General features: G+C 70.2%; 24 protein-coding genes and 1 tRNA gene. 12 read left to right on the plus strand and 13 right to left on the minus strand.

Annotated elements, in window-relative coordinates:
* Nucleotides 1-12: 12 nt before the first annotated feature.
* Nucleotides 13-786: a molybdopterin-binding protein gene (locus JUB11_RS20320; protein ID WP_207460405.1), complete on the minus strand. Its 774-nt coding sequence runs from the start codon at nt 784-786 to the stop codon at nt 13-15.
* 229 nt (nt 787-1015) lie between these two features.
* On the opposite strand from JUB11_RS20320, the gene map reads away from it, so the two are divergent.
* The 4 genes from map (at nt 1016) to fabF (ending at nt 4775) form a co-directional block, all read left to right on the plus strand.
* Nucleotides 1016-1837 (plus strand): type I methionyl aminopeptidase, encoded by an 822-nt coding sequence (gene map / locus JUB11_RS20325; protein WP_207460406.1) that lies wholly within the window; start codon nt 1016-1018, stop codon nt 1835-1837.
* Nucleotides 1838-1925: 88 nt separating this feature from the next.
* A complete protein-coding gene (gene radC, locus JUB11_RS20330; RefSeq protein ID WP_207460407.1) occupies nt 1926-2696 on the plus strand; it encodes a DNA repair protein RadC in 771 nt (256 codons plus the stop codon).
* A 212-nt stretch (nt 2697-2908) separates the two neighbouring features.
* A complete protein-coding gene (locus JUB11_RS20335) occupies nt 2909-3487 on the plus strand; it encodes a helix-turn-helix domain-containing protein (protein ID WP_207460408.1) in 579 nt (192 codons plus the stop codon).
* A gap of 22 nt (nt 3488-3509) precedes the next feature.
* Entirely contained in the window at nt 3510-4775 is a 1266-nt protein-coding gene (fabF, locus tag JUB11_RS20340) for a beta-ketoacyl-ACP synthase II (RefSeq protein ID WP_207460446.1), read from the plus strand.
* A 24-nt stretch (nt 4776-4799) separates the two neighbouring features.
* On the opposite strand, the gene JUB11_RS20345 is transcribed toward fabF, so the two are convergent.
* Nucleotides 4800-8105, minus strand: a complete 3306-nt coding sequence (locus JUB11_RS20345) for an EAL domain-containing protein (RefSeq protein WP_207460409.1) — start codon at nt 8103-8105, stop codon at nt 4800-4802.
* Between the two features lie 367 nt (nt 8106-8472).
* Here JUB11_RS20345 and purB point away from each other — a divergent pair, with 367 nt between their 5' ends.
* Nucleotides 8473-9768: an adenylosuccinate lyase gene (purB, locus tag JUB11_RS20350; protein WP_207460410.1), complete on the plus strand. Its 1296-nt coding sequence runs from the start codon at nt 8473-8475 to the stop codon at nt 9766-9768.
* Between the two features lie 518 nt (nt 9769-10286).
* Nucleotides 10287-10481, plus strand: a complete 195-nt coding sequence (locus tag JUB11_RS20355; protein WP_207460411.1) for a hypothetical protein — start codon at nt 10287-10289, stop codon at nt 10479-10481.
* A gap of 15 nt (nt 10482-10496) precedes the next feature.
* On the opposite strand, the gene JUB11_RS20360 is transcribed toward JUB11_RS20355, so the two are convergent.
* Entirely contained in the window at nt 10497-11510 is a 1014-nt protein-coding gene (locus tag JUB11_RS20360; protein WP_207460412.1) for a DUF6352 family protein, read from the minus strand.
* Between the two features lie 271 nt (nt 11511-11781).
* On the opposite strand from JUB11_RS20360, the gene JUB11_RS20365 reads away from it, so the two are divergent.
* The gene (locus JUB11_RS20365; protein WP_207460413.1) at nt 11782-12336 is read left to right on the plus strand and encodes a septal ring lytic transglycosylase RlpA family protein; all 555 of its coding nucleotides are present in this window, start codon (nt 11782-11784) and stop codon (nt 12334-12336) included.
* Nucleotides 12337-12367: 31 nt separating this feature from the next.
* Here the strand turns inward: JUB11_RS20365 and JUB11_RS20370 are convergent, their stop codons facing one another.
* The gene (locus JUB11_RS20370; protein ID WP_207460414.1) at nt 12368-13237 is read right to left on the minus strand and encodes an SDR family NAD(P)-dependent oxidoreductase; all 870 of its coding nucleotides are present in this window, start codon (nt 13235-13237) and stop codon (nt 12368-12370) included.
* A 282-nt stretch (nt 13238-13519) separates the two neighbouring features.
* Between JUB11_RS20370 and JUB11_RS20375 the strand changes: the two genes are divergently transcribed.
* Nucleotides 13520-14458, plus strand: coding sequence for a bifunctional riboflavin kinase/FAD synthetase (locus JUB11_RS20375; protein ID WP_207460415.1), 939 nt, complete (start codon nt 13520-13522; stop codon nt 14456-14458).
* 478 nt (nt 14459-14936) lie between these two features.
* Here JUB11_RS20375 and JUB11_RS20380 read toward each other — a convergent pair whose 3' ends face one another.
* A complete protein-coding gene (locus JUB11_RS20380) occupies nt 14937-16637 on the minus strand; it encodes a hypothetical protein (RefSeq protein ID WP_207460416.1) in 1701 nt (566 codons plus the stop codon).
* A gap of 146 nt (nt 16638-16783) precedes the next feature.
* Nucleotides 16784-17281, minus strand: coding sequence for a xanthine phosphoribosyltransferase (gpt, locus tag JUB11_RS20385; RefSeq protein ID WP_207460417.1), 498 nt, complete (start codon nt 17279-17281; stop codon nt 16784-16786).
* 202 nt (nt 17282-17483) lie between these two features.
* Between gpt and JUB11_RS20390 the strand changes: the two genes are divergently transcribed.
* Nucleotides 17484-17560 (plus strand) — tRNA-Arg (locus JUB11_RS20390).
* A 108-nt stretch (nt 17561-17668) separates the two neighbouring features.
* On the opposite strand, the gene JUB11_RS20395 is transcribed toward JUB11_RS20390, so the two are convergent.
* Both JUB11_RS20395 and JUB11_RS20400 read right to left on the minus strand, forming a co-directional pair.
* Nucleotides 17669-17956 carry a hypothetical protein gene (locus JUB11_RS20395; protein WP_207460418.1) on the minus strand — a complete coding sequence of 96 codons (288 nt, stop codon included), beginning with the start codon at nt 17954-17956 and terminating at the stop codon, nt 17669-17671.
* Between the two features lie 136 nt (nt 17957-18092).
* Nucleotides 18093-18311: a hypothetical protein gene (locus tag JUB11_RS20400; protein ID WP_207460419.1), complete on the minus strand. Its 219-nt coding sequence runs from the start codon at nt 18309-18311 to the stop codon at nt 18093-18095.
* 581 nt (nt 18312-18892) lie between these two features.
* On the opposite strand from JUB11_RS20400, the gene JUB11_RS20405 reads away from it, so the two are divergent.
* The gene (locus JUB11_RS20405) at nt 18893-19447 is read left to right on the plus strand and encodes a YgjV family protein (RefSeq protein ID WP_207460420.1); all 555 of its coding nucleotides are present in this window, start codon (nt 18893-18895) and stop codon (nt 19445-19447) included.
* Between the two features lie 149 nt (nt 19448-19596).
* Here the strand turns inward: JUB11_RS20405 and JUB11_RS20410 are convergent, their stop codons facing one another.
* On the minus strand, nt 19597-20109 hold the full coding sequence (locus tag JUB11_RS20410) for a ferritin-like domain-containing protein (RefSeq protein WP_207460421.1): 513 nt from the start codon (nt 20107-20109) through the stop codon (nt 19597-19599).
* 199 nt (nt 20110-20308) lie between these two features.
* Between JUB11_RS20410 and JUB11_RS20415 the strand changes: the two genes are divergently transcribed.
* Entirely contained in the window at nt 20309-20755 is a 447-nt protein-coding gene (locus JUB11_RS20415; protein WP_207460422.1) for a PA2169 family four-helix-bundle protein, read from the plus strand.
* A 53-nt stretch (nt 20756-20808) separates the two neighbouring features.
* On the opposite strand, the gene JUB11_RS20420 is transcribed toward JUB11_RS20415, so the two are convergent.
* Complete coding sequence (locus tag JUB11_RS20420; protein ID WP_207460423.1) at nt 20809-21885, minus strand: alkene reductase; 1077 nt, start codon at nt 21883-21885, stop codon at nt 20809-20811.
* Nucleotides 21886-21919: 34 nt separating this feature from the next.
* Nucleotides 21920-22693 (minus strand): SDR family oxidoreductase, encoded by a 774-nt coding sequence (locus JUB11_RS20425; protein WP_207460424.1) that lies wholly within the window; start codon nt 22691-22693, stop codon nt 21920-21922.
* Nucleotides 22694-22808: 115 nt separating this feature from the next.
* On the opposite strand from JUB11_RS20425, the gene JUB11_RS20430 reads away from it, so the two are divergent.
* Complete coding sequence (locus JUB11_RS20430) at nt 22809-23780, plus strand: LysR family transcriptional regulator (protein ID WP_207460425.1); 972 nt, start codon at nt 22809-22811, stop codon at nt 23778-23780.
* Nucleotides 23781-23790: 10 nt separating this feature from the next.
* On the opposite strand, the gene JUB11_RS20435 is transcribed toward JUB11_RS20430, so the two are convergent.
* On the minus strand, nt 23791-23994 hold the full coding sequence (locus tag JUB11_RS20435; RefSeq protein WP_207460426.1) for a DUF1289 domain-containing protein: 204 nt from the start codon (nt 23992-23994) through the stop codon (nt 23791-23793).
* Nucleotides 23995-24061: 67 nt separating this feature from the next.
* Nucleotides 24062-24745: a sulfite oxidase-like oxidoreductase gene (locus JUB11_RS20440; RefSeq protein WP_207460427.1), complete on the minus strand. Its 684-nt coding sequence runs from the start codon at nt 24743-24745 to the stop codon at nt 24062-24064.
* Nucleotides 24746-24885: the final 140 nt, after the last annotated feature.

Consider the following 24885-nt stretch of genomic DNA (forward strand, 5'->3'; position numbering starts at 1 on the left):
TCTCCGCCGCTCTCAACCCTTCGTGCCGTGGGTGACGTTCGGCGTGCCGCCGAGGTCGCGGACCAGCCCGGCCAGCTCCTCCGTCGCGGCGTCCAGCCGGGCCTCGTCGGTGCCGCGCAGGACGAGGCTGACGCCGAAAAAGCCGTTCCGGAAATAGGGGTAGCTGCCGATCTCCAGCTCCGGGTAGCGGTCCTGGAGGGCGCCCAGCCCGGCGGCGATGTTGCCCTCCGCCAGCTCGCAGGCCACCGTGCGGGCGTGCTGCGCCGGGCCGCCCTGCAGCTTCGGCAGCAGCCCGTCCAGCATCGCGCGCATGATCTGCGGCACGCCGGCCATCACGAAGACGTTGCCGATCCGGAAGCCCGGCGCCTGGCTGATGGGGTTGTCGATGAGGGTGGCGCCCGCCGGCACATGGGCCATGCGCAGCCGCGCCTCGTTGAGCTGGCCGGGGGCGTAGTGCCGCTCCAGCCGGGCGACCGCCTCGGCGTTCAGCTCCAGCGCGACGCCGAAGGCCTTGGCGACGCAGGCCGAGGTGATGTCGTCGTGGGTCGGCCCGATGCCGCCGGTGGTGAAGACGTAATCGTAGCGGGCGCGCAGGGCGTTCACCGCCGCGACGATCTCCTCCTCCAGGTCCGGGACGACGCGCGCCTCGCGCACCAGCACCCCGATCCCCATCAGCGTTTCCGCGATGTGCGCCAGGTTCACGTCCTTGGTGCGGCCGGACAGGATCTCGTTGCCGACGATCAGGACGGCGGCGGTCGGGTTGGCGGCGGCGGGGGCGGCGGTCATGCGGGCTTGATCCCTTGTCGTGGTTGGCCGGGGGACGGCGGGACGGGCGGCAGCATAGATGAGCGCGCATCCCCTGTCGCTTCAAGGGCCAGCCTTCAGGGCCGGCCTTCACCGGGCGCTCCCGCGGGCATGCTTTGCCTTGTGCGGCAGCCGTTTTGCGCCTATGTGCTGGCACGCACCGCGCGACGGCATCACACGACGACACCACAGGACGACAGGGCTGACTTTCGTGGACAACGACGACCTCGATTCCCACCGCATCCGGCTGTATGGGCCGGACGACTTCGAGGGCATGCGCCGGGCCGGGCGGCTGGCCGCCGCGACGCTCGATTTCATCGCCCCCTACGTCCAGCCCGGCATCACCACCGGCGAGCTGGACCGGCTGTGCGAGCAGTTCATGCGCGACCACCGGGGCATTCCGGCGTCGCTCGGCTACCGCGGCTACCCGAAGGCGAGCTGCATCTCGGTCAACCATGTGGTCTGCCACGGCATCCCGGGCGAAAAGCGCCTGATGAACGGCGACATTCTGAACATCGACGTCACTCCGATCCTTGACGGCTATTACGGCGACGCCAGCCGCATGTATCTGGCCGGTGACGTCGGCGTGAAGGCGCGCAAGCTCGTCGAGGTGACCTACGAGGCGCTGATGGTGGGCGTCAACATGGTCAAGCCGGGCGTCACCTTGGGCGACATCGGCCATGCCATCCAGACCTACGCCGAGTCGCACCGCTTCTCGGTGGTGCGCGACTTCTGCGGGCACGGGGTCGGGCGCGCCTTCCACGAGCCGCCGTCCGTCCTGCATTTCGGCGTGCCGGGCACGGGTGCCGTGCTGAAGGAGGGCATGATCTTCACCATCGAGCCGATGATCAACACCGGCCGCTACGACGTGAAGATCCTCAGCGACGGCTGGACCGCCGTGACCAAGGACAAGTCGCTGTCCGCCCAGTTCGAGCATTCGGTCGGCGTGACCAAGGACGGGGTGGAGATCTTCACCCTCTCCCCCGCCGGCCACACCGTGCCGCCTTACCCCGCCGAGGCCGCCTCGGCCTGACCGCCTGACGCCATCCGCATGCATTTGCGTGCGGACATGCGCGCGGAAGAGGTATAGTCCTGCGCACACGAACGCAGGACCAGAGCGCATGGCAGGACGCGGCCGCAGCACCGGGGACGGGACGGCGACGGAGGAGGGGGCGGACTCCCCGGTGGAACCGTCCGCCCAGCCCGCCCCCCATCATGCCAACCACCGCGCCCGGCTGCGCCGCCGTTTCCTGGAGGCCGGCCCGGACTCGCTTCAGGATTACGAGCTGCTGGAGATGCTGCTGTTCCAGGCGAGCCCGCGCCGGGACGTGAAGCCGCTCGCCAAGGCGCTGCTCGCCGCCTTCGGCGACCTGTGGGAGGTGATCAACGCGCCGCCGGAGCGGCTGCGCGGCTTCAAGGTGGACGGGGTGTCGCTCGCCAGCGACGCCGCCGTCGCCTCTTTGCGGGTCGTCGGGGCGGCGGCCATCCGCGCCACCCGCCGCCGGGTGATCGACCGGCCGGTGCTGGGCTCCTGGCAGGCGCTGATCGACTATTGCTCGGCCGCCATGGCGCACGAGCCGGTCGAGCAGTTCCGGCTGCTGTTCCTCGACCGCCGCAATAGGCTGATCGCCGACGAGGTGCAGCAGCGCGGCACCGTGGACCACACCCCCGTCTACCCGCGCGAGGTGGTCAAGCGCGCCCTGGACCTGTCGGCCACCGCCCTGATCCTGGTCCACAATCACCCCTCCGGCGACCCCAGCCCGAGCCGCGCCGACATCGAGATGACCAAGGCGGTCGTCCGCGCCGCCGAGGCCATGGGCATCGCCGTCCACGACCACCTGATCATCGGCCGCGGCGCGCACCGCAGCTTCAAGGAGATGGGGCTGTTGTAGCGCACGCTCCGAGCGCGCCGTCTCCGCCAGCCTCTTTCTTCATCGACCGTGTCTCGCCCGCCGGCCTATCCCGGCGGGAGCTATCCTGCTGCCCGGCCATGATGCTTGCATCATGAAAGTCTCTCTGCTAGAGACGCTTTCATGATGATAGTGACGGTGTGGGGCCGGAGGTGTGCGGCCCGCCCGGTCCATCCATTCAGCGGGTGCGCCGCATGCAGCGAAAGAGTTTCGACGGGATGGCCTGCCCGGTCGCCCGCAGCCTGGAGCGGGTCGGGGAGTGGTGGAGCATCCTGATCCTGCGGGACGCCCTCCAGGGGCTGACGCGGTTTGACGAGTTCGAGAAGAGCCTGGGAATCGCGCCGAACATGCTGAGCCGCCGGCTGTCGGCCCTGGTGGAGAACGGGCTGCTGGAGCGCCGGCAGTACAGCGCGAAGCCGCCGCGCTTCGAGTATGTGCCGAGCGCCGCCGGGCGGGACTTCCTGCCGGTCGTGGCGGCGCTGCTCGCCTGGGGCAACCGGCATTGCGCGCCGGAGGGGGCGTCGATCCTGCTGCTCGACGCGGAGACCGGGCGGCCGCTCGATCCGGTCGTGGTGGACCGCCACAGCCTGAAGCCGGTGGAGGCCGGCACCGTGCGGCTCGGCACCGGCCCGGCGGCGACACCGGCCCTGCGGGACGGCATCGCCCGCCGGCCCATGGCCCGCCCCCGCGCGGCGGGGGATGATTTCAAGGATTCAACCGAAACAACGGACCAAGGCCCGGCGGACCGGGCGGGGAGCGGACGGGATGAGTGACGCGCGCAACGGGGTGACGGGCTTGCGCCGGGTGGTGGTGACCGGCCTGGGGTTGGTCAGCCCGCTGGGGCTCGGGGTGGAGCGGTCCTGGAGCCGCCTTGTCGCCGGCGAGTCGGGCATCCGCCGCATCGAGGGCATGGAGACCGGGGACCTGCCCTGCCGGGTCGCGGCACAGGTGCCCGACGGGCCGGCGGCCGACGGCGGCTTCGACGCCGGGGACTGGGTGCCGGCCAAGGAGCGCAAGAAGATGGGCCGCTTCATCGCGCTGGCGATGGCGGCGGCCCATGAGGCCCTGGACGACGCCGGCTGGCATCCGGAGTCGGAGAAGGACCAGACCCGCACCGGCGTGATGATCGGCTCGGGCATCGGCGGGCTGGCGGAGATCGCCGAGGGGGCGGTGGAACTGCACGAGCGCGGACCGCGCCGCATCTCCCCCTTCTTCATCCCGGCGAACCTGATCAACCTGGCCTCCGGCCACGTGTCGATCCGCCACGGGCTGAAGGGCCCGAACCACGGCATCGTCACCGCCTGTTCGACGGGCGCGCACGCCATCGGCGAGGCCGCGCGCAGCATCGCCCTGGGCGACGCCGAGGTCATGGTGGCCGGCGGCACGGAGGCGGCGATCTGCCGGCTGAGCCTCGCCGGCTTCGCGGCGAGCCGCGCGCTCTCCACCGGCTTCAACGAGGATCCGGCCGGCGCGTCGCGCCCCTGGGACCGGCGGCGCGACGGCTTCGTCATGGGCGAGGGGGCCGGCATCCTCGTTCTGGAGGAGCGGGAACACGCCCTGCGGCGCGGTGCGCGCATCCATGCGGAGCTGCTGGGCTACGGCGCCTCGGGCGACGCCTACCACATCACGGCCCCGACCGAGGACGGGGAGGGGGCCTTCCGGGCGATGCGCGCTGCGCTGGACAAGGCCGGGCTGGAACCGGACGCGCTGGACTATGTGAACGCCCACGCCACCTCGACCCCGGCCGGCGACCCGGTGGAGATCGCGGCGGTGCGCCGGCTGTTCGGCGGGCGGAACCCGACGGATCTTTCCATGTCCTCGACCAAGTCGGCGGTCGGGCATCTGCTGGGTGCCGCGGGAAGCGCCGAGGCGATCTTCTCGATCCTGGCGCTCCGCGACCAGCTGGCGCCGCCGACCCTGAACCTGGAGGAGCCGTCCGAGGATTGCGCCGGCATCGACCTCGTCCCCTTGCTGGCGAGGCCGCGCCGGATCCGCAACGTGCTGTCCAATTCCTTCGGCTTCGGCGGGACCAACGCCGCGCTGGTCTTCGGCCCGGCCTGACGGGGCCGCTTTACGCCGCTCCGCTCATGCCACGGAGGCGGCGGGTTCCAGTTCCGGTTCCGGGAGGGGCGGGTTGCAGGCGGAGAGGAAGGCCCGGAAGTCCTCCAGCGGCATCGGGCGGCCCAGCAGATAGCCCTGGATCTGCTCGCAGCCGAGCCCGGCCAAGCGCTCGAACTGCTCCTCCGTCTCCACCCCCTCGGCGAGCGTGCGCATGCGCAGCGAACGGGCCATGCTGATGATCGCCTCGGGGATGGCGTCGCCGTCCTCCTCGCCGCTGGACAGGCCCTGCACGAAGGAGCGGTCGATCTTCAGCTTGTCCACGCGGAAGCGCTTCAGGTAGCTGAGGCTGGAATAGCCCGTGCCGAAATCGTCGATGGCGAGCATCACCCCCATCTCGCGCAGCCGGGCGAGGGTGCGGGCGACGAGTTCGGAATCGTCCATCAGGACGCTTTCCGTCACCTCCAGCTCCAGGCAGCCCGCCGGCAGGTCGTAGGCGGTCAGCCAGGAGGCGACCCGCTCGGCCAGCCCCTCGCGGCGCAGCTGCACCGAGGAGAGGTTGACCGCCATCACCAGCGGGCCGTGCTTGCGGAACTCCGCCATGCGGCGGCAGGCCTCTCCCAGCACCCAGTCGCCGAGCGGAATGATCAGGCCGGTGTCCTCGGCCACGGGGATGAACTGGCCCGGCGGGATCAGCCGCCCGTCCGGCTGGCGCCAGCGGACCAGCGCCTCCACCCCGACGAGCTGCCGGCCGTCGGTCGAGAATTGCGGCTGGTAGTGAAGCTCCATCTCGCGGTTGGCGATGGCGCGGCGCAGGTTGCTCTCCACCCACATCCGGTCCGAGGCGCGCCGGTTCATCTCGGGCGTGAAGAACTGGTAATTGGCGCGGCCCGCCTCCTTGGCCGCGTACATCGCGATGTCCGCGTTCTTCAGCAGCGTGTCGATGGCGGTCCCGTCCTCGGGGTAGACCGCGATGCCGATGGAGGGCGAGATCTGCAGGTCGTGCCCGGCGATGGCGAAGGGGTGGGCCAGCGCCCGCAGGATCTTGCGCGCCACCGTTCCCGCGGCTTCCGCCGTGGCGACGTCGTTGATGAGGATGACGAACTCGTCCCCGCCCTGGCGGCTGACCGTGTCGCTCGACCGCACCGTCTCCAGCAGCCGCTCGCCCACCTCGCACAGCAGCCGGTCGCCGATCGCGTGGCCGAGGCTGTCGTTGATGGTCTTGAAGCGGTCCAGGTCGACGAACAGCAGCGCCACCCGCGTGCCGTGCCGCTCGGCGATGGCGAGCGCGCGCTCCAGCCGGTCGCGCAGCAGGAAGCGGTTGGGCAGGTTCGTCAGGAAGTCGTACTGGGCGAGATGGCGGATGCGCTCCTCCTGGGCGCGCGACTCCGTGATGTCGGAGAAGACCGCGATGAAGTTGACCACCTCGCCCGCCTCGTTGCGGACGGCCTGGATGCTGAGCCATTCCAGGTAGGTCTCGCCGCTCTTGCGGCGGTTCCAGATCTCGCCCTCCCACTGGCCGCCGCCGTCGAGCTGGGCCCACATCTCGGCGAAGAAGCCCGCCTCCTCCCGCCCGGAGCCGAGGATGCCCGGATCCTCGCCGATCACCTCCTCGCGGGAATAGCCGGTGATGCGGCAGAAGGCGTCGTTCACGGCGACGATGCGGTTGCGCTCGTTGGTGACGATGATGCCCTCGGCGGCGTTGTCGAACACCTTCGCCGACAGCCGCAGCTCCCACTCCGCGCGCTTGCGGGCGGAAATGTCGCGCGCGATGGCGCAGCAATAGACGTCGCCCTCGTAGGCGATGCGGCTCGCCGTCACCTCCAGCTCCAGCAGACGACCGTCCCTGGTGCGGTAGACCGTCTCGTACTGCTCCCGCGCGGCGTCGCCCTGCGCCGCGAAGTCGGCCAGCAGGTCGGCCTCGCGGCCGATCAGCTCCTCGGCCGGGGCGCCCAGCGCCTGGGCGCCGAACGTGTTGACGTAGGCGATTCGGAGATCCGCGTCGGCGAGGACGACGATCTCCGACACATGGTCCACGAAGAAGTTCGCGAGGTAGAGCTGGCGCGCCCGCTCGCGCAGCATGCGGTCGCTCACCCGCGCGCTGGTCTGGTAGCGCGTCACGATGCGCCGGATCAGCCGCGTCAGGAACCAGGACAGCGCCACCGACGCGGCGAGCGCCAGCGCCAGGATCGAGCCGGTGGTGACCAGGCGCCCCTGCAGGGCGCGGCCGGTCTCGGCGCGCCGTATCTGCATGATGCGGTCACGGTCCTCCAGATGGGTGCTGGCGATCAGGATCCAGCCCCAGGCGGCCGGCACGGAGACCTGCGACATGCGCCAGATCCTGGCGCGGGTCTGCGGATGCTCCCACTCGTAGCGCATCATGCCGCCGCCGCGCAGGCTGCGGTCCTGGAACTGGAAGATCAGGTCGCGGTCCCGCTTCCAGGGCAGCTCGTAGCTGCGCAGCCCCACCGTGTTCTCCGCGGTCGGGGCGACCAGGATCAGCCCGTCGGTGTTCACCACGCCCATGGAGCCGCCGTTGCCGAAGCGCAGCACCTGGAGGCGGGCCAGCGCCTCCTGCTGGAGCCGGCGCTCGGTCACCACGAGCTGGTCCTCGGCGCCGATGATCCAGCCGAGCGGCTCGAACAGGCGGCCATAGGCCAGCTTCTCCGAACGGCCGCCGGCCATCAGGTCGCCGCCGCCGCCGGTCATGCTGTAGCCGGCGCCGGTGGCGGCGTGCACGCTCTGGCGGACGAAGGCGCTGCGGTCGGGGTTGCTCATCCCCTCGATCATGCGGCGCACGACGTAGGTGCCCTCCGCGTCCCGCTCGTCCAGGCGGGACTTGCCCTCCACGTCGCGGCGCACCGGGAACAGGACGTTGCGCCCCTCCAGATCGTCGATGACGTAGTAGCCGCGCCCTTCGAAGAAGCGCAGCGGCCGCAGCGTCGCCTTGATGGCCTCCTTCAGCTCGTCGGGCGACAGACGGCCCTTCTCGCGGTCGTAGATGGAGCGTGCGATGGTGTGCGCCTCGTCCACCTTGAGGCGGAGCTGCTCCTTCAGCAGCGGCTCCGTCCGGGAGCGCATGAAGGCGAGGTAGGAGCGCGCGTTCTCCACTTCCTGCTGGAGGGTCTGATCCTGTTCGTCGAGGTAGGTCTGCTCGGAGCGCTGGACGTCGGCTTCGAAATCCTGCCAGTCCTGCCACATGAAATAGGCGCCGAGCCCAAGCACCAGCGCCGCCACCAGAGAGAGCGACGCGAGGAACTGCAGCCTGTACAGGCGCGCCTCGTCCGACGAGCGGGACGGTTCACGCAGGGCTTCGACAACCGGATCGGACAAAAGGCGCTCCCGGCAGGCGGACAAAGGCGTCCGTCACTCGGCATAGGTGATAGATCATTGCTCAGCGCGCGTTATAAGGCAACTCTCGCGGAGAGACATCAGCCGGGGTTGGGCGTCTTCATGGCGGGCTGCCCCGCTGTTGCGGCGCCATTCGCCGGTCCGTCCGCTTTCCCCATGCACCGGAACCGGCCCTTCGCGCCGCGCCGGAGCGGTCCCTTGCCGGGCGGATCCGCGCGGGTTCCGGTGAGGAGGGAGCGTCGGGCACAAGGGGCTTTGCAGGCCGGTTCGCCGCGTTTATGGTCCGCCGCGCGCGCGTGATGCCCCGCCGGACGAGCCCGGCGAACCGTTCCAGCCCGGAGAGAGAACCATGATCCCCCGCTACACCCGCCCCGAAATGGCCCGCATCTGGGAGCCGGAGAACAGGTTCCGCATCTGGTTCGAGATCGAGGCCCACGCCTGCGACGCGCAGGCGCAGCTCGGCGTCATCCCGAAGGAGGCGGCCGAGGCCGTGTGGGCGCGCGGCAAGTGGGAGATCGACCGAATCGACGAGATCGAGCGCGAGACCCGCCACGACGTCATCGCCTTCCTGACCAACCTCGCCGAGCATGTCGGGCCGGAGGCGCGCTTCGTCCACCAGGGCATGACCTCGAGCGACGTGCTGGACACCTGCCTCGCCGTGCAGATGACCCAGGCCGCCGACCTGCTGCTGGCCGACCTGGACGGGCTGCTGGCCGCCATCAAGCGCCGCGCCGTCGAGCACAAGAACACGGTCACCATCGGCCGCAGCCACGGCATCCACGCCGAGCCGACCACCTTCGGGCTGAAGCTCGCTGGCCACCACGCCGCCTTCCAGCGCGCCCGCGAGCGTCTGGTCGCCGCGCGCAAGGACATCGCCACCTGCGCCATCTCCGGCGCGGTCGGCACCTACGCCAACATCGACCCGCGCGTGGAGGAGTATGTCGCCGAGAAGCTCGGCCTGGTGCCGGAGCCCGTCTCCACCCAGGTCATCCCGCGCGACCGCCACGCCTTCTACTTCTCCGTGCTGGGCGTGATCGCGTCGAGCATCGAGAACCTGGCGACGGAGATCCGCCACCTCCAGCGCACCGAAGTGCGCGAGGCGGAGGAGTATTTCCATCCCGGCCAGAAGGGCAGCTCGGCCATGCCCCACAAGCGCAACCCGGTGCTGACCGAGAACCTGACTGGCCTCGCCCGCATCGTGCGCGCCGCCGTCGTCCCGGCGCTGGAGAACGTCGCCCTCTGGCACGAGCGCGACATCTCCCACAGCTCGGTCGAGCGCATGTTCGGCCCCGACGCCACCGTCACGCTCGACTTCGCCCTGGCGCGCCTGACCAGCGTGGTCGAGAAGCTGGTCGTCTATCCGGAGCGCATGCAGAAGAACCTGGACGACCTCGGCGGGCTGGTCTTCTCCCAGCGCGTCCTGCTCGCCCTGACCCAGGCCGGCATGAGCCGCGAGGACGCCTACAAGGCGGTCCAGCGCAACGCCATGGACGTCTGGCTGAACGGCGGCAGCTTCCTCGACAACCTGTCCAACGACGCCGACGTCGCCCGGCACATCTCCCGCGACCGGCTGGAGCCCATGTTCGACATGAGCTACCACACCAAGCACGTCGACACGGTGTTCAAGCGCGTCTTCGGCGAGTGAGGTCGGCGGCGCGCGGGTGATTGGGAAAGCGGGGGAAGTCCTTGGAAAAAGGCTTCCCCTGTATTACCCGCTGCCGTTCATGAGCTTTCCGGCCTGGGGTAAGTGGTTTTCCTTCCGACGCTTGTCTGAGGGAAGAACCATCTCCGTCATCCCCGCAGACGCGCATTGGCGCTAACTTTGACGGCTGAGTGACTGAAGCAAGCCTCCGACCGCCCTTCCACCGTCATCCCCGCGGACGCGGGGATCCAGTGTTTCCAAAGGGTCCGCTATGGGAAGTACTGGATTCCCGCTTTCGCGGGAATGACGCAGAGGGAAGGTGCGGGCTTCGGAAAGACGGACCAATGTGCAAAAGTTAGCGCCTTTGCGCGAAAGCGGGGCTCCGGAGGAGAGGTGCATCATGACGGCAAGGGGCGCTGGCTGATCTGCGCGACGAACTGCGGTCCGTTGCTCGCGGGGACGTTCCGTCGCCGGACTGGCTGAGGGCGGAGCGGCAGCCGCTGCCCGGCGCCGGGAGCGTCATGACGCCGGAAAACCGGGAACTGATGCGGCTGATCGATGAGCGGCGTCCGGCAACATTGCCCGAACTCGCCGCGATGGCTGGCCGGGACATGCCGGACCTGTCGCGGTCACTCCAGGATTTGGCGCGTGCCGGACTGGTCTGCCTGGTCCGCGACGGCAGGACGGTCCGCCCCGTGCCGGGCGACAGAACCTGATAGCCGCAAGCCCCCCTACATCGCCCCCGCCAGCGGCAGGTTGACCAGCAGGTTCTGCGGCTTCAGCCGCAGCCGGCGGTCGGGCGTCATGGCCATGCCGAGATAGACGGGGCGGCCGGCGATGTCGGCGCGCATGGCGGCGGGATCGTCGAAGTCCAGGCGGAACAGGGCGAGGATTCGGGCCAGCCGCTCCTCGCCGACCTCCTCGCCGTTGTAGAGGCCGTTCATGATCGCGGTCGCCTCGGCGTCGAGCCCGACGTGCCAGATCCAGCGCTCGTCGCGGATCTGCTGCACCGGCTGGATGCGCACCCGCGTTTGCAGGAAATGGGCGACCCACAGCTCCAGCACCCGGCACAGCGCGTCGAGCCCCGCCGAGGCGAAGGTGACGTCCAGCACTGTGTCGTGCCGTTCGTCGCGGTCCCAGTAGACGGCGTGGCTGGTCTCGTCGAGGATGTCCAGATCGACGCCGCGCGGCTGGGTTCCCGCCTCCACCACCAGCCGGCCGAGGTTGCCGAAGCCGCCGCTGGCGGCCAGCATCTCCACCGTCTCCCAGTCGGCGGCGCGGACCCGCCCGCCGTCCACGGACACCGCCTGCTGGCGGAACAGCATCTCGCCCGCCCGCGCCCTCAGGCCGGACGGCGTGCCGTCCAGGATGCCGCGCAGGATCGCGTGGACGAGCTGGTCGAGGAACAGCGCCGGCACGCCCCGCGCGCCCTCCCGGAAGATCCGCAGGTAGCAGCCCTCCAGCGTTCCCGCCGCCAGCAGCCGGTCGCGGAAGTCCAGCCAGACGGCCCAGTTCTCCCGCGCGTCCGCGTCGCGCAGGGCGTCGAGCCGCGCTCCCGTCACCGGACGCGCGGGGTCTTCCATCAGGGCGGCGTGGAGGGCCATTTCCTCGCGGCAGGCGTCCTCCGGCGGGCGCATCTCCGGCCGCAGCAGGTAGGCGCGCAGGAAGTCCGGCGTGACCGCCAGCCGGCCGTCCGCGCCGCGCGCCAGCAGTTGGTAACCGGAGGCTTTCCAGAAATCGGTCATGCGCGCGCAACCTTGGAGGGGGAGGGTGCCGGGGCTTCCACGCGGCTGGCCGCTTGGATCGGCCACTTGGATCGGCCGCTTGGATCGGGCCCTGGGGATCGGCCCTAAAGATCGGCCTTCCGGCGCCTCCTGCCAACCGCCCCGAATGGGCGGGTTATGCCGCATCGGGAAGGGAATGGCGTGGCACCCCCAAGGCAGGGATTGCCCGCCGTGGGGGAACGCGAGCCCTCCGGCCGGCGTTTCCCTGAACCAACGAGCGAGGATGGAGAGCATGTTGCCAACGCATATTTCCCCGGGCGGGATCCTGCCGAAGGCCATTGGTCTCGCGCTCTGCGCGGCCGCACTCGCGCTGCCGGCCGCCGCCCACGAGAGCAAGAAGGTGGAGGCGCCGCCCCTCCAGGTCGAGCAGACCGAGGACGGCGAGCCCGCCCTGGTCCATGAGGGCGAGGCCTCCTTCTATGGCAAGGGCTTCCACGGCAAGAAGACCGCGACCGGCGAGCGCTTCGACCAGAACAAGGCGACCGCCGCCTCGCGCGAGCTGCCGCTCGGAACCAAGGCCACCGTGACCAACCAGGAGAACGGCAAGAGCATCGACGTCATGATCAACGACCGCGGTCCCTATGTGGACGGGCGCGTCATCGACCTGTCGCAGGGGGCGGCCAAGAAGCTGGACATGATTGAGGACGGCGTCGCCCCGGTGCGGGTCGAGGCCGTTCCCTCCGAACAGCCGACCGAGAAGGCGAAGGAGAAGATCGAGAGCAAGGCCGAGGAGACGGCGGCCGAGAACCAGACTGCCGAGAACCCCCAGCCCGGCACCCGGCAGTAGCCGGAGTGCCAGCCGGGTTGGTTGGCAGAGTTCAGGGCCGGGGCGGCGTGCGGCTGAAGCGGTTGCCCCGGTCCAGAACGCCCAGCAGGACGCCGAGGCCCCCGGTGGCCGCGTGGCGGGACCACAGGAAGGGGCGCAGCGCCTGCCGCGTCCCGAAGCCGCAGACATGCACGCCGCGCCGGCCCAGCGCCTGAAGCCCCTCGCGGGCGACCTTCATCGGGTCGTCCGCGCCGGGGATCGATTCCAGGGCGAAGCCCGCACGCTTGCCGAAGTTGGTGCGGGTGGCGCCGGGGCACAGCACCAGCACGTCCACCGGCTTGCGCGCCAGCTCCGTCATCAGCGCCTCGCCGTAGGCCAGCACGAAGCTCTTGCTGGCGCTGTAGGTGCCGAGGAAGGGCACGGGCTGGAAGGCCGTGGTGCTCGACACCAGCAGCAGCCCGGCCCGCCGGCCGGCGACCGCCGCGCGCTCGATCATGCCGGGCAGCAGCGCGCGGGTCAGCACCGTGACCGCCACCACGTTCAGCTCCACCGTCGCGCGCTCGAATTCCGGCGTGTTCTCCAGCACGGTGCCGAAGGAACCGACGCCCGCGTTGTTGATCAGCAGGTCGATCCCAAGCTCCTCGGCCCGGCCGATCACGGCCTTGCGGCCATCGTCGGTGGTGAGGTCGGCGGCCACCGTCTCCACCCGCCGCCCGGGGCGCTCAAGCTCCTGCCGCGCGGCGTCCAGGTCCTCGGCGTGGCGGGCGACCAGAAGCAGGTCCGTCTCGTCCGGCAGCGACCGGGCGAAGGCGGCCCCGATGCCCGAGGTGGCGCCGGTGATCAGCGCGAAGCGGTAGGGCCTGGCGGTGAAGGGGGCTGCACCCCCGGAGGCGCTGCTGCTGGAGGTGTGGCTCATGGGCATGGCGGCGGTCTTCCGTTGCGCGGTTCTCGTTCCCTGTGACGGTCGGTCGATCCGCCGGGAAGTCAAGACCGGCCGGACGTCAGACCCGGTCGCGGCCGGGCGTCCAGGGGAACATTTACCGGGCGGCTCCGTCGTCCTATATAGTCGCCACCCGGCCGGGAGCCGGCCGTCATGGGGGCCTGCCCCCGAAGGCTATTGGGGCACGGCCCCGGACATGGTTCATCGGGGCACCGCCCCGACCCCAAGGGGGCGCACCGCCCCGAAAGGCAGCAAGGCGCGCGCATGCGAGTGTTCCGACACACGAACGACCTTCCGGCGGAGGTCCGCGGCGCCGTGGTGGCGCTCGGCAATTTCGACGGCGTGCATCTCGGCCACCGGCATGTCATCGCCACGGCCCAGGGCATCGCGCGGGACCTCGGCGCGCCGGCCGGCGCCCTGACCTTCGAGCCGCACCCCCGCAGCGTCTTCCGCCCGGCCGACGCACCCTTCCGCCTGACCCCCTTCCGCATCAAGACCCGCCAGTTCGAGGCGCTGGGCCTCGACCTCGCCGTCGTGCTGCATTTCGACGAGAGCTTCCTGCAGCGCTCCGCCGAATCCTTCGTGGAGGAGGATCTGGTGCGCGGGCTCGGCGTGCGGCACGTCGTCTGCGGCTACGATTTCCTCTTCGGCCATGGGCGCAGGGGCAACGCGGAGCTGCTGAAGGCGCTCGGCGCGCGCCACGGCTTCGGCGTGACCGAGGTCGGGCCGGCGAGGGACGAGGCGGGCGGCGTCTATTCCTCCACCCGCGTGCGCGAGGCGCTCATCGCCGGCGACCCGCGCGAGGCGAGGCGGCTGCTCGGCCGCCCTTGGGAGATCGAGAGCCGCGTCGAGCACGGCGACAAGCGCGGCCGCACCATCGGCTTCCCCACCGCCAACCTGGAACTGCACGACTATCTCCGCCCGGCCTTCGGCGTCTACGCGGTCCGCGCCGGGCTCGACCAGGGGACCGGCACCGTCTGGCACGGCGGTGTCGCCAACATCGGCAACCGCCCGACCGTCGGCGGCACGGTGGCGCGGCTGGAGGCCCACCTGTTCGACTTCGACGGCGACCTCTACCACCAGCACCTGCGCGTCCAGCTCCTCGACTTCATCCGGCCCGAGCGCAAGTTCGCGAGCTTCGACGAGCTGAAGGAGCAGATCGCCCGGGACGCCGGGGCGGCGCGCGCGGCGCTGGCGGGGTAGGAGAGCGGCTGAGCCGCCACGAAGAATCCCCCTTGGCAGGTCGCGCGGGGCTGCGCTATGGTCCTCTCCATGCTGCGCGACCGCTCCATCACGGGCACGCCCCGATATTTTAGCCGCTGGTTTTTCCCGGTGGCCTAGGATCGCGCACATGTGTTGCTGATACCAAAGCCGCCCGGACCCGAGGCGGCTTTCGCGTTTCCGGCATCTGTCTTTCCGACGCAATCGACGAACTCGGTCCTCCGGACGGCCTTCCAACCGAAGGAGTTCGTCATGTTCGATTTCGACGTCGTCACCGGTCCCGTCCCCGCTCCGCGCAACGACAAGCCGGAGCAGGAAACGCCCATGGAGGGAAAGGCCGCGGAGTGATCGCGGCTCGGGCGCTCCCCCTTTCCGCCCGCTGCGGGCAGGGGGGAGCGTCCACCGGCACTACGATGCAGTCCGATACAGTTCAGCCCGCTCCGGTTCAGCCCGCTCCGGTTCAGCCGGACTGCGTTTCCGCTTCCGCTTCCGCGCGCTTGCGGTCGGACAGCTCGATCAGGTCCATCAGCTCGCTGCTCTTCCAGTAGCGCGACTTGCCGACCTCGCTGCGGACGGCGGCGAGCAGGCTGCCGACGAGTTCCGTCTCCTCCGGTGAGGACGGCCCGCCCCCGTTGAGCCGGTGGGTGAGCAGCCGCGTCATGCTGTGGCTGGTCGGCGAGATCCAGCCGCTGACCCTTTGGCCGAAGACGCCGCAGAGCGCGTCGATGCGCAGGAGATGGTCCATGCGGTCGTCCAACGGTTCGGCATCGTCGAACTTCATGGCCCGTTCGACGTTGGCGCGCATCTCCTCCAGCAGCGTGTCGCGCCACTTCACGAGTTCGTAGGTCTCGTAGCCCATGTCGCCGGTCATCCCCTGCCAGCGCCACAGGAAGCGGTTCAGCCACACCACGTCCTCATGGTCCGACACCGGCTGGCGCCGCGCCGCCGCCGCCTGGGCGGAACGCTCCAGGGCGATGCCGGCCACCCGCGACACCACGATCCTGGCGGCCATGCCCCAGCCGTTGCGGAAGGCCGGCTCGCTGCGGCGGTCCTCCATCAGGCCCGCGACGGTCACCGCCTCGATCAGCTCGTCCAACCGGTCCATCAGCGCCTCGATCCGGCCGCGCTCCTTGGCGCTGGGGCGGATGGCGGAGCCGGGGACACGCTCGTTCAGGCGCAGCACGGCGGTGAGCGCCGCCGACAGAGCGCGCAGCGTGCCGAGGAAATGGGCCGTCAGCCCGGCGGTGACGGCGTCGCCCTTCCCGGGATCGACGCCGCTCTGCCGGATGTAGAGCGCCACCACGGCGTAGTTGCGCTTCACGTTCAGCACCGAGAGCGGCAGCAGCAGCGCCGCCGCCTCGGAATCCGGGCCGCGCTCGCGCAGTTCCGCCGTCAGGTCGAGCAGGCGGTCGGCGTGACGGTCAGCCTCCTGCCGGGCACCCTCCTGCCGGGCACCCTCCTGCCGGGCACCCTCCTGTTTGGCACCGCCGCCGGCGGGTGCCGGGAAGCGCGCCAGCGCCTCCGCCGTCCGCCGGATCGGCCCGTCGGCGTGGGCGAGGATGTCGCGCATGGTCTGGACCGTCCCCGCCTCGACCGGGGGCGCCTTCTCGAAAAAGGCCGCGAGCAGGCGGGTGCGGCGGGGCCGGTTGCGCGCCATGGCGGCCAGCAGCTCCTCCATCGCCTTGCGGTTGCCGGTGATGCCGTCCAGATGCTTCACCGCCCCGGCGCGCATGCGCTCCTTCAGGGCCACGGCCACCGGGTCGCGCATGGCGCGGTCGATGATCTCCCGCTGGGCCAGCACGTCCAGCTTCTCCTGCGCCTCGACGGCCAGCAGGGGGAAGACGTCCCGGCTCAGCACCTCCCACAGGGCGCCGACGTCGAGCCGCTGGATCATCCCCGGCACGGAGGTGCCCGCGTGGTAGAGCGCCTCGTCGTCGATCAGGAAGGCTTCGAACAGGGTGGTGAAGAGGCGCCGGGCGCGGTTGGTGCGCTGGCGGTTCAGATGCTCGATGACATACTGGCGGACGAGCTGGACGCGGCCCGCCGGCTCCCCGTCCATGCCCTCGATCTCGCTCAGCAGGTTGTAGACGAGACTCGCGGGCAGGCGCTCGACCAACTCGTTGATCTTGAAGCGGAGTTCGTTGTCGGACTCGTCGTTCATCGCTGGGCGGCCGCCGGAGTGGAGAGGGCTCGTGCTGCTGGTCTTACGAATTAAAGATTAATTTTGGCGTAACGGAACGCGAAGGGCGCCCCTTGCCGCAGCGGGAGACGCCCTTCGGAAGGCGGAACGGCTCCGCGGACGGGGTATCAGGCGCCGCGGTGCTTCTTGGCGATGGGCTGCGAGAATTGCAGCTCGATGTCCCAGGGGAAATGGATCCAGGTGTCCTGGCTGACCTCGGTGATGAAGCTGTCGACCAGGGGCCGTCCGGCGGGCTTGGCGTAGATGGTGGCGAAATGCGCCTTGGGCAGCATCTTGCGCACGATGATCGCCGTCTTGCCGGTGTCCACGAGGTCGTCGATGATCAGCCAGCCGGCGCCTTCGTCGGCCGCGGCCGCCTCGGTGCCCTTCAGCACCATCGCCTCGCGCTGCTGCTGGTGGTCGTAGCTCGACACGCAGACCGTGTCGATCAGGCGGAGTTCCAGCTCGCGCGCGATGATCGCCGCCGGCACCAGCCCGCCGCGGGTGACCGCGACGATGCCCTTCCAGGGTTCCTTGTCGATGAGGCGCCAGGCCAGCGCCTTGGCGTTGCGGTGCAGTTCTTCCCAGGAAACCGGGAAATGCTTGTTGGAAGAGGATTCGGACACGTCGTGGCACTCCGCATGAGCGTTTCGCCGCTTATAGCCCAAGCGCGGAGCCCCCGGCAATCCACAGGGCATGGATGCGGCGGGCGGGCTTTGTCCGCAAGGGATGAAAAAAGCGCTTGCGCGGGGCGGCGGCTTGCGACTAATTTGCGGCACCTTGCTGGACGGCACCGCCGCCCGGCAAGAGCAAGGCCGAAGGCCGGATGCACCCGTAGCTCAACTGGATAGAGCACTGGACTACGAATCCAGCGGTTAGGAGTTCGAATCTCTTCGGGTGCGCCACTCCTGCTTTCAGACGACAAAAGCCGCCACGAGGCGGCTTTTTTGTTGCCCGGATTTCCGTGAGGGCCGGTCTTTCCTCCGGCCCCTCCTTTACTTGGCGAAACGGTCCTAGGCGTCGGCGGTGCGCTCCACCGGGTCCTTGGCGGCCTCGATCTTCGCGGCCTCCAGGGCGGCGGCGCGGGCGGCGCTCCCCGATGTCCAGAGTTCCTCGGGCGGTCCCTTCCTGATCTTCAGAAGCACCGCCGTGCTGGTGCGGTGGTTCGCCGTCTCGGCGGCGGCGTCGATGGCGTCGGCGACGGCGTCGCGTTCGCTGAGATAGGGGCCGTGGGTCTCGTTGCCGACATCCACGAACCACTTGTCCACCCGCTTGGTGACGAAGAAATCGACTCGGGCCATGTTGCCCTCCTCACGCTGCTCGGTCTGTCTTGCGGTCCGGACAGCCTAGAGCAGCCATCCCCCACAGTGGCCCGCGCGGAGTGGGTAAGGGCTGGTGCGGAAGAGTCCGCCATCCCCGCCCCCCATGCCGAAACGCTTATCCTTTCGGTTCCGAAACCGTCCGCATGCGCTGCCGGACGAGCATCCAGGACAGGGACAGCCCCGCCCTTTCCGCGCAGCTGAAATGCCACGGGCGCTCGCGCGCGTCCCCGCTCCAGCGCGGTTCGCCCGCCCGCAGCAGCCGGCCACAATGGCAGCAGACCGTCCGCACCACCCTCGCCGCAGCCTCGTTCCCCTGCTGTCCGACTGCATCCATCGTCCGGCTCCCCTGTCTTTCCGTTTCTTCCCGCCCCCGCGATGCAGTATGGAATCGCGGCATCCTCCGGTGAAATCCGCGAAGGGGCAGGGAAGGGGTGGTTCCGCCCCGCGGGGCTATACCCGAGGGCATAAAGGGTGCCCCGCCGGCTGGCCGGAGCCCCGGAAAATGGCGGAATCCCTAAGCTTCCGCCGCAGTGCCGGACCCGGCGGCGATGCCGGGCCGGAGGCACTCGCCGTTGCCCTCTGTTGCGCGGCGGCGACACTTCCAAGGCTGGGAAAGCCCCCGCCGGAGGCTTGCGGCGGGGGAGCCGCGCGGAGCCGGAACCCGCGCCCCACAAGCGGTCTTGTCCGCGTCGCGGCATGGTGCCGGTGGGGCGTGCCGTGGTCGTCCGGCCACGCCGGAGTCCGTGCGGCAACGCTCCGCATTGCGGGTGTAACGCATTGTTTTGATTGGGATTGTGGTGGCTCTCCGGTCTCAATCTGACCACAGCCTTTTTCATATCTGGTTAACCATCCGGGCCTAGGTTCCGCCGCCGTCGCTGCACCGCCGCACGCATCCGGAATTCTAGGCCTTCCACCATGATCTTCCTTCTCGACCACCTCCCGTCCTTCTCGCTGATCACGCTCACCGGCCTCGCCGGCCTGTCGCTCTCGACCGTGAGCACGCTGCTGGGCAACCGCCGCGCCATCCTGCTGGCGCAGGCCCTGGCCGGTTCCGCCTTCATGGTCCATTACATGCTGCTGGGCGCCACCACGGGCATGCTGATGGCGGTTCTCGGCTTCGTGCAGCTCGCCGTCGCCTGCCAGGACCGGCGCCCGCGCTGGATGTCCGTGCTGTTCGGCGCCACCGTCCCGGCGGCCCTGCTGGTCGCCGCCGCCACTTGGCAGGGACCGATGTCCGCCCTTTCGGCCACCGGCTTCGTGCTCCAGACCGTCGGGCGCTGGCAGCCGTCGGTGACCGCGATGCGCCTGTTCTTCCTGGCGGCCACGGTCATGGGCGCCGGCCACAACATCCTGGCCGGCTCGGCCTTCGGGCTGTGCTCCGACACGCTGGCCATTTCCGGCTACCTGCTGAGCCTGTGGCGCGGGCAGGCCGCCCGTGGCGGCGTGCGCGGCACCGTCGCGGCGGCCTGAGATACCGTGATACAAGGCCCGCTTCCTTTCCGGACCCAAGGCGGCCCGGCGATGCGTCCGGTGGCGGCATGAAAAAAGGGAGGCTTCCCCAGGGGGAAGCCTCCCTTTCCTTTTCCGCCGGCCCCGGAGCGGGGCAGGCCGGCCCGGCGTCAGCGCTTGGCCTCGGCGGCCGACGTCTCTTCCTTGCGCTCCAGGTAGGTCTTGGTGAGCTGCGGCAGGCGCTGCTCCAGCCAGCTCGCCATCTCCAGCTCCTCGTCCAGGTTCTGCTGGACCAGGCGCGCGATCTCGGTCTCGCCGGCGGACTCCGCGGCGGCGATCAGGGCGCGGTAGTTGGCGATCTCGAAATGCTCGAAGGCGTAGTTGAAGATGCCCGCTTTCACGATCTCGTCGCCGACGACGATGCCGGACAGCGACTGGGCGTTGCCGAGCAGCATGGCGACGCCGGTCTTGATCGCCGAGGGGTCGGCGCCGAGCTTCTGCAGGCACTGCTTCAGCCGGTCGGCCTGGCGGTTCGAGACCTCGACATGCTCCTGCACCTTGGCGAGCACCTCGGGGTAGCTCTTGATGCGCTCGGACTGGCGCTCCAGCATCTCCACGGCTTGGTTTTCCATGGCGTAGGCGTCGCGCAGCCAGTCGGTCAACGTGTCCTTCTTGTCACCCATCTTGTCCTCCAGCGCCTCGCGCTCGTCAGGTTGTCTGGTCGGGGATGGCCCCGGATCATCAAGCTTAACAGTGGGCGGAGGATTCTGTTTCCACCGCCCTTCCCGAGAGGCGCCGGGGCCGGCCCTCCCGCCGGCGGAACCTTTGGCGTGGCCGGTGGGTTCTCCGGTCAGGCGGGCATCATGTCACCGGAGGACGGCCATGACGGAGAAGGACAGGATCGTCGACACGCTCAACGATCTCATTCACATCGTGGAGGACAGCCACGAGGGGTACCGGCAGGCCGCCGAAGGCAGCGGCAACGACGACCTGAAGGCGCTGTTCAACGACCTGGGCGCCCAGCGCGGCGCCATCGTCCGCGAGCTTCAGCGCCTCGTGGCCGAGCAGGGCGGGGCGGCCGACATCGGCGGCACCGTGATGGGCGGTGCCCACCGCTTCTTCATGGAGCTGAAATCCACGGTGCTGGGCCAGGACCGCGCGGCCATTCTCGCCGAGGTGCAGCGCGGCGAGGCGGAATGCGTCCGCCGCTACGAGGAGGCGCTGAAGGCCGGCCTGCCGCTTCCCGTCAACGCCGTCATCGCCCAGCATCTCGACCGCATCCGCGCCGACTGCGACCGTATGGGCAGCCTGCGCGGCGTGGTGGCCTGAGGGATTCGGCTCAAGGAATTGCGGCACGCTTTCCGCACGGTTGCCGCGCGCCATCAGCCGGCGCTGGGGTAATCCACGTAACCCTCGGGCCTCTGGGTGAACCAGGTCGCCGTGTCGTCCTTGGCGAGCGGGATGCCCTGGGCGAGGCGGCGCGGCAGGTCCGGGTTGGCGATGTAGGCCCGGCCGAAGGTGACGGCGTCGCCGGTGCCCGCGTCCAGGTCGGCCTGCGCCCGCGCGGCGTCGAAGTCGGAGTTCAGGATCAGCACGCCCTTGAAGGCGGGGCGGATCACCGGCGCCAGCGGCGGCAGGTAGCCCACCCCGAAGCTGCCGTCGAGCGGCGGCTCGCGCAGCTCCAGATGGGCGATGCCGATGGCGGACAGGGCTTGTGCGGCGGCGATGAAGAGGGGCTCGGGATCGCTGTCCCGGATGCCCTGCGTCTCCCCGTTCGGCGACAGGCGGACGCCCGTGCGGTCGGCGCCCACCGTGTCGGCGACTCCCTGCGTCACCTCGCGCAGCAGGCGGATGCGGTTCTCGATGGAACCGCCGTAGGCGTCGTCGCGGTGGTTGTCGCTGTCGCGCAGGAACTGGTCGATGAGGTAGCCGTTCGAGGCGTGGATCTGCACCCCGTCGAAGCCCGCTTCCATCGCGTTGCGGGCGCCGGTCCGGAAATCCCCGATCACGCCGGGGATCTCGTCCAGCCGCAGGGCCCGCGCCGGCTGATAAGGCCGATGGCCGTCGTAGGTGTGGGCGTGGCGGGGGGCCGTGGTGGCGGAGGAGGAGACCGGCTGCGCGCCGCCGAGGAAGCTCGGATGGACGGTGCGGCCCATGTGCCAGAGCTGCGCCAGGATGCGCCCCCCGGCGGCGTGGACCGCGTCGGTGACGCGGCGCCAGCCCGCGATCTGCTCGGGTGACCAGAGGCCGGTGGCGAAGGGCCAGCCGAGCCCCTGCCGGGTGATCCCGATCGCTTCGCTGATGATGAGGCCGGCGCCGGCGCGCTGGGCGTAATAGTCGGCCATCATGGGCGTCGGTACATGGCCGCGCGTGCCACGGGCGCGGGTCATCGGGGCCATCAGGATGCGGTTGGGCGCCTCGATGGCGCCGATCCGGATCGGATCGAAGAGGGTGGGCATGGGGTGGTCCCTTTCTGGGAGGTGATTGACCGGGTCAGATGAGGCGGGCGCCGCCGTCGACGTTCAGCGTCGCGCCGTTCATCCAGCCGTTGGTCATCAGGAAGACCGCCGCGGCGCCGGCCTCCTCCGCCGTGCCCAGCCGGTGCAGGGGCAGGGCCTGCTTCATCGCCGTCACGGCGGCGTCCCGTCCCTCGCCCAGCGCCTTGGACAGGAGCGGCGTCTCGATCGGGCCGGGGGAGAGCGTGTTCACGCGGCGCGGGGCGAGTTCCAGCGCCAGCCCGCGGGCGAGCGCCTCCATGGCCGCCGACGCGGCGGCGAGGACGGCGGTGCCATGGGCGTTGGGCCGGTCGGCGAGCGAGCCGGAGATGAAGGTGACGGACCCGTCCGGGGCGAGCCGGTCGCCGAGCGCGCGGATGGCGTGGACCGACGCCCAGATCCGCTCGTCGAAGGCCCGCCGCAGATGGCCGAGCTCGGCCTCCATCACCTTGCCCACCACGAAGCTGCCGGCGAGCAGCACGAGGTGATCGACATGGGGGATGTTGGCGAGCGCTTCGTGGATGGTGTCGCTGCGCGTGACGTCGGCGGCGCGCCAGCCGTCCAGCCCGTTCTCCGCCGCCGCGCGCTGGGCGCGGGCGCGGTCGGAGCCGATGACGATCACCTCGGCGCCGGCGGCCTTGGCCTGCACGGCGGCCGACAGGCCGATGCCCGAGGTGCCGCCGAAGATGACGACGGTCCGGCCCTGGAGCTGCCCGGCCGGCAGGAGGGACGTCTGGGTGGTCGCGGAGGTGCTGGAAGCGGTGATGGTCATGATCGTCTCCTTGCTGGGCGCCGGGGTTTGGTGCTGGTGTTTGGCGCCGGTGAAGGGGAGATTAGATCCGGGCGGCTTCCTTGATAATCGGGCCCGGTTTCGCTTTACTCATGCCATGACGGCACAAATCGGACTGGACCGGCTCACCGGCCTCATCGCCTTCGCCCGCGCGGCCTCGCTCGGCAGCTACACGGCCGCGGCGCGGTCCCTGGGCGTGTCGCCCTCGGCCGTCAGCAAGAGCGTGCAGCGGCTGGAGCAGCATCTCGGTCTGCGGCTCTTCAGCCGCACGACGCGGTCGCTGACGCTGACGCCGGAGGGGCGCGACCTGCATGAGCGGGCCTTGCGGCTGCTGCGCGAGGCCGAGGAGATCGAGCAGGCTGCCTTCGCGGCGCGGGCCGAACCCGCCGGCACGCTGAAGGTGACCGCACCCCTGCCCATCGGCGTGCATCTGCTGGCGCCGATGCTGCCGCGCTTCCGCGAGCGTTATCCGAAGCTGGCGGTGGATCTGCGGCTGAGCGACCGGTTCGTCGATCTGATCGAGGAGGGGGTGGACGTGGCGATCCGCGTCGGGGACCTGGCGGACTCGCGCCTCATCTCGCGGCAGCTGGCGCCCCAACGTCTCTGCGCCTTCGCCTCACCCGCCTATCTGGCGCGGCGCGGCACGCCCCGCCACCCGGAGGATCTCGTGGGGCACGACTGCGTGAATTTCCGCTACCAGAGTTCTGGACAGAGCTTGCGCTGGCCCTTCCGGGTCGGGGAGCGCGTGCTGGAGATCGTGCCCGACGCAGGCATCGTGCTGGACGTGAGCGACGCGGTGGCGGTGGTTCTCGCCGCCGGGGGCGGCATCGGCATTTCGGCCAGCTACATCGCCGCACCCTACGTCCAGCGGGGCGAGTTGGTTCCGGTCCTGGCGGAGTTCGCGCTGGACCGCGCGCCCATCACCGCGCTGTGGCCCGAAAGCCGGCGCGGCAACCCGAACGTGAAGGCCTTCCTGGCCTTCCTGGGCGAGATCTTTCCCTCGCCCGCACCCTGGGACCTGCTGATCGCGCGGGCCGCCGGGCTGGAGAGGATGGGCGGCCCCGTTTAGCGGATCTTTCTTAGCCGGCTGCCGCCGTGCGAGGGGCGGACAGGCGCCGCGCGTCGGCGCGGTCGCGGGTCGCGCGCCGTTCGTCGGCGTTCATGGTCTTCCAGAACTTGATCTCCTCGCGCGTGCGGAAGCAGCCCAGGCAGGTGCCGGCCTCGCGGTCGAGCTTGCACAGGTTGACGCAGGGCGAGGGGACCTCGTCTTCGATCATCGTCATGGGAACCGGGAAACCACGGGAAGGGGATGCGGAACGCGATGGACGCCCCATCTAGCATCCCCGGCCCTCAATCGGAATAGCGCTCTTCCTTCCAGGGGTCGGCCTCGTTGTGGTAGCCGCGCACCTCCCAGTAGCCGGGATGGTCGTCGGCGGTCAGCTCCAGCCGGGTGATCCACTTGGCGCTCTTCCAGAAATAGAGCTTCGGCACGATGACGCGGACCGGCCCGCCATGGTCGAGGCTGATCGGCTCGCCCTCCCATGTGGTGGCGAGCAGCACGTCCTCGTCCGCGAAGGCGTCGAGCGGCAGGTTGGTCGTGTAGCCGTCGGCGGAGTGGCAGACCACGAAGCGCGCCTCCGGCCGGGGCCGCACGACCGACAGCAGGTGGCGGGCGCTCACCCCTTCCCAGTGGTTGTCGTAGCGCGACCAGGTGGTGACGCAATGGATGTCGGACAGGAAGCGTTCCTGCGGCTGCGCCTGGAAGTCGGCCCAGCGCCAGCCGACGGGGTTCTCCACCAGCCCGTCCACGGTCAGGCGCCAGTTGCCGGTGTCGAGGCGCGGCGTGATGCCGAGGTCGAGCACCGGCCAGTCATCCACCCGGCGCTGGCCCGGCGGCAGCCGCTCGCGGGACGGGTCGGCCTGTTCCCCGGTCAGGGCGCGTCCTTCCCGGGCCCATTTCTCCTTGGTGGCGACGAGCTTGTCGCGGATCTTGCCGTCCTTCTCGAAACCGCTTTCCTCGATGCCGTCGGTCATGCGCCGCTCCCGCCTTCCGTACCATACCGTACATGATGTTCCCTGGGCCTGAAGCTAGGACGAAACTCTGCGTTCGGCCAGCCCCTATGCCCGGCCCCGCTGCCCCGAAAGCGCCGGACCCATCGGGTTGGCAAGGCGGG

This window comes from Azospirillum sp. SYSU D00513 (assembly GCF_017356015.1).
Taxonomy (GTDB): Bacteria; Pseudomonadota; Alphaproteobacteria; order Azospirillales; family Azospirillaceae; genus Azospirillum.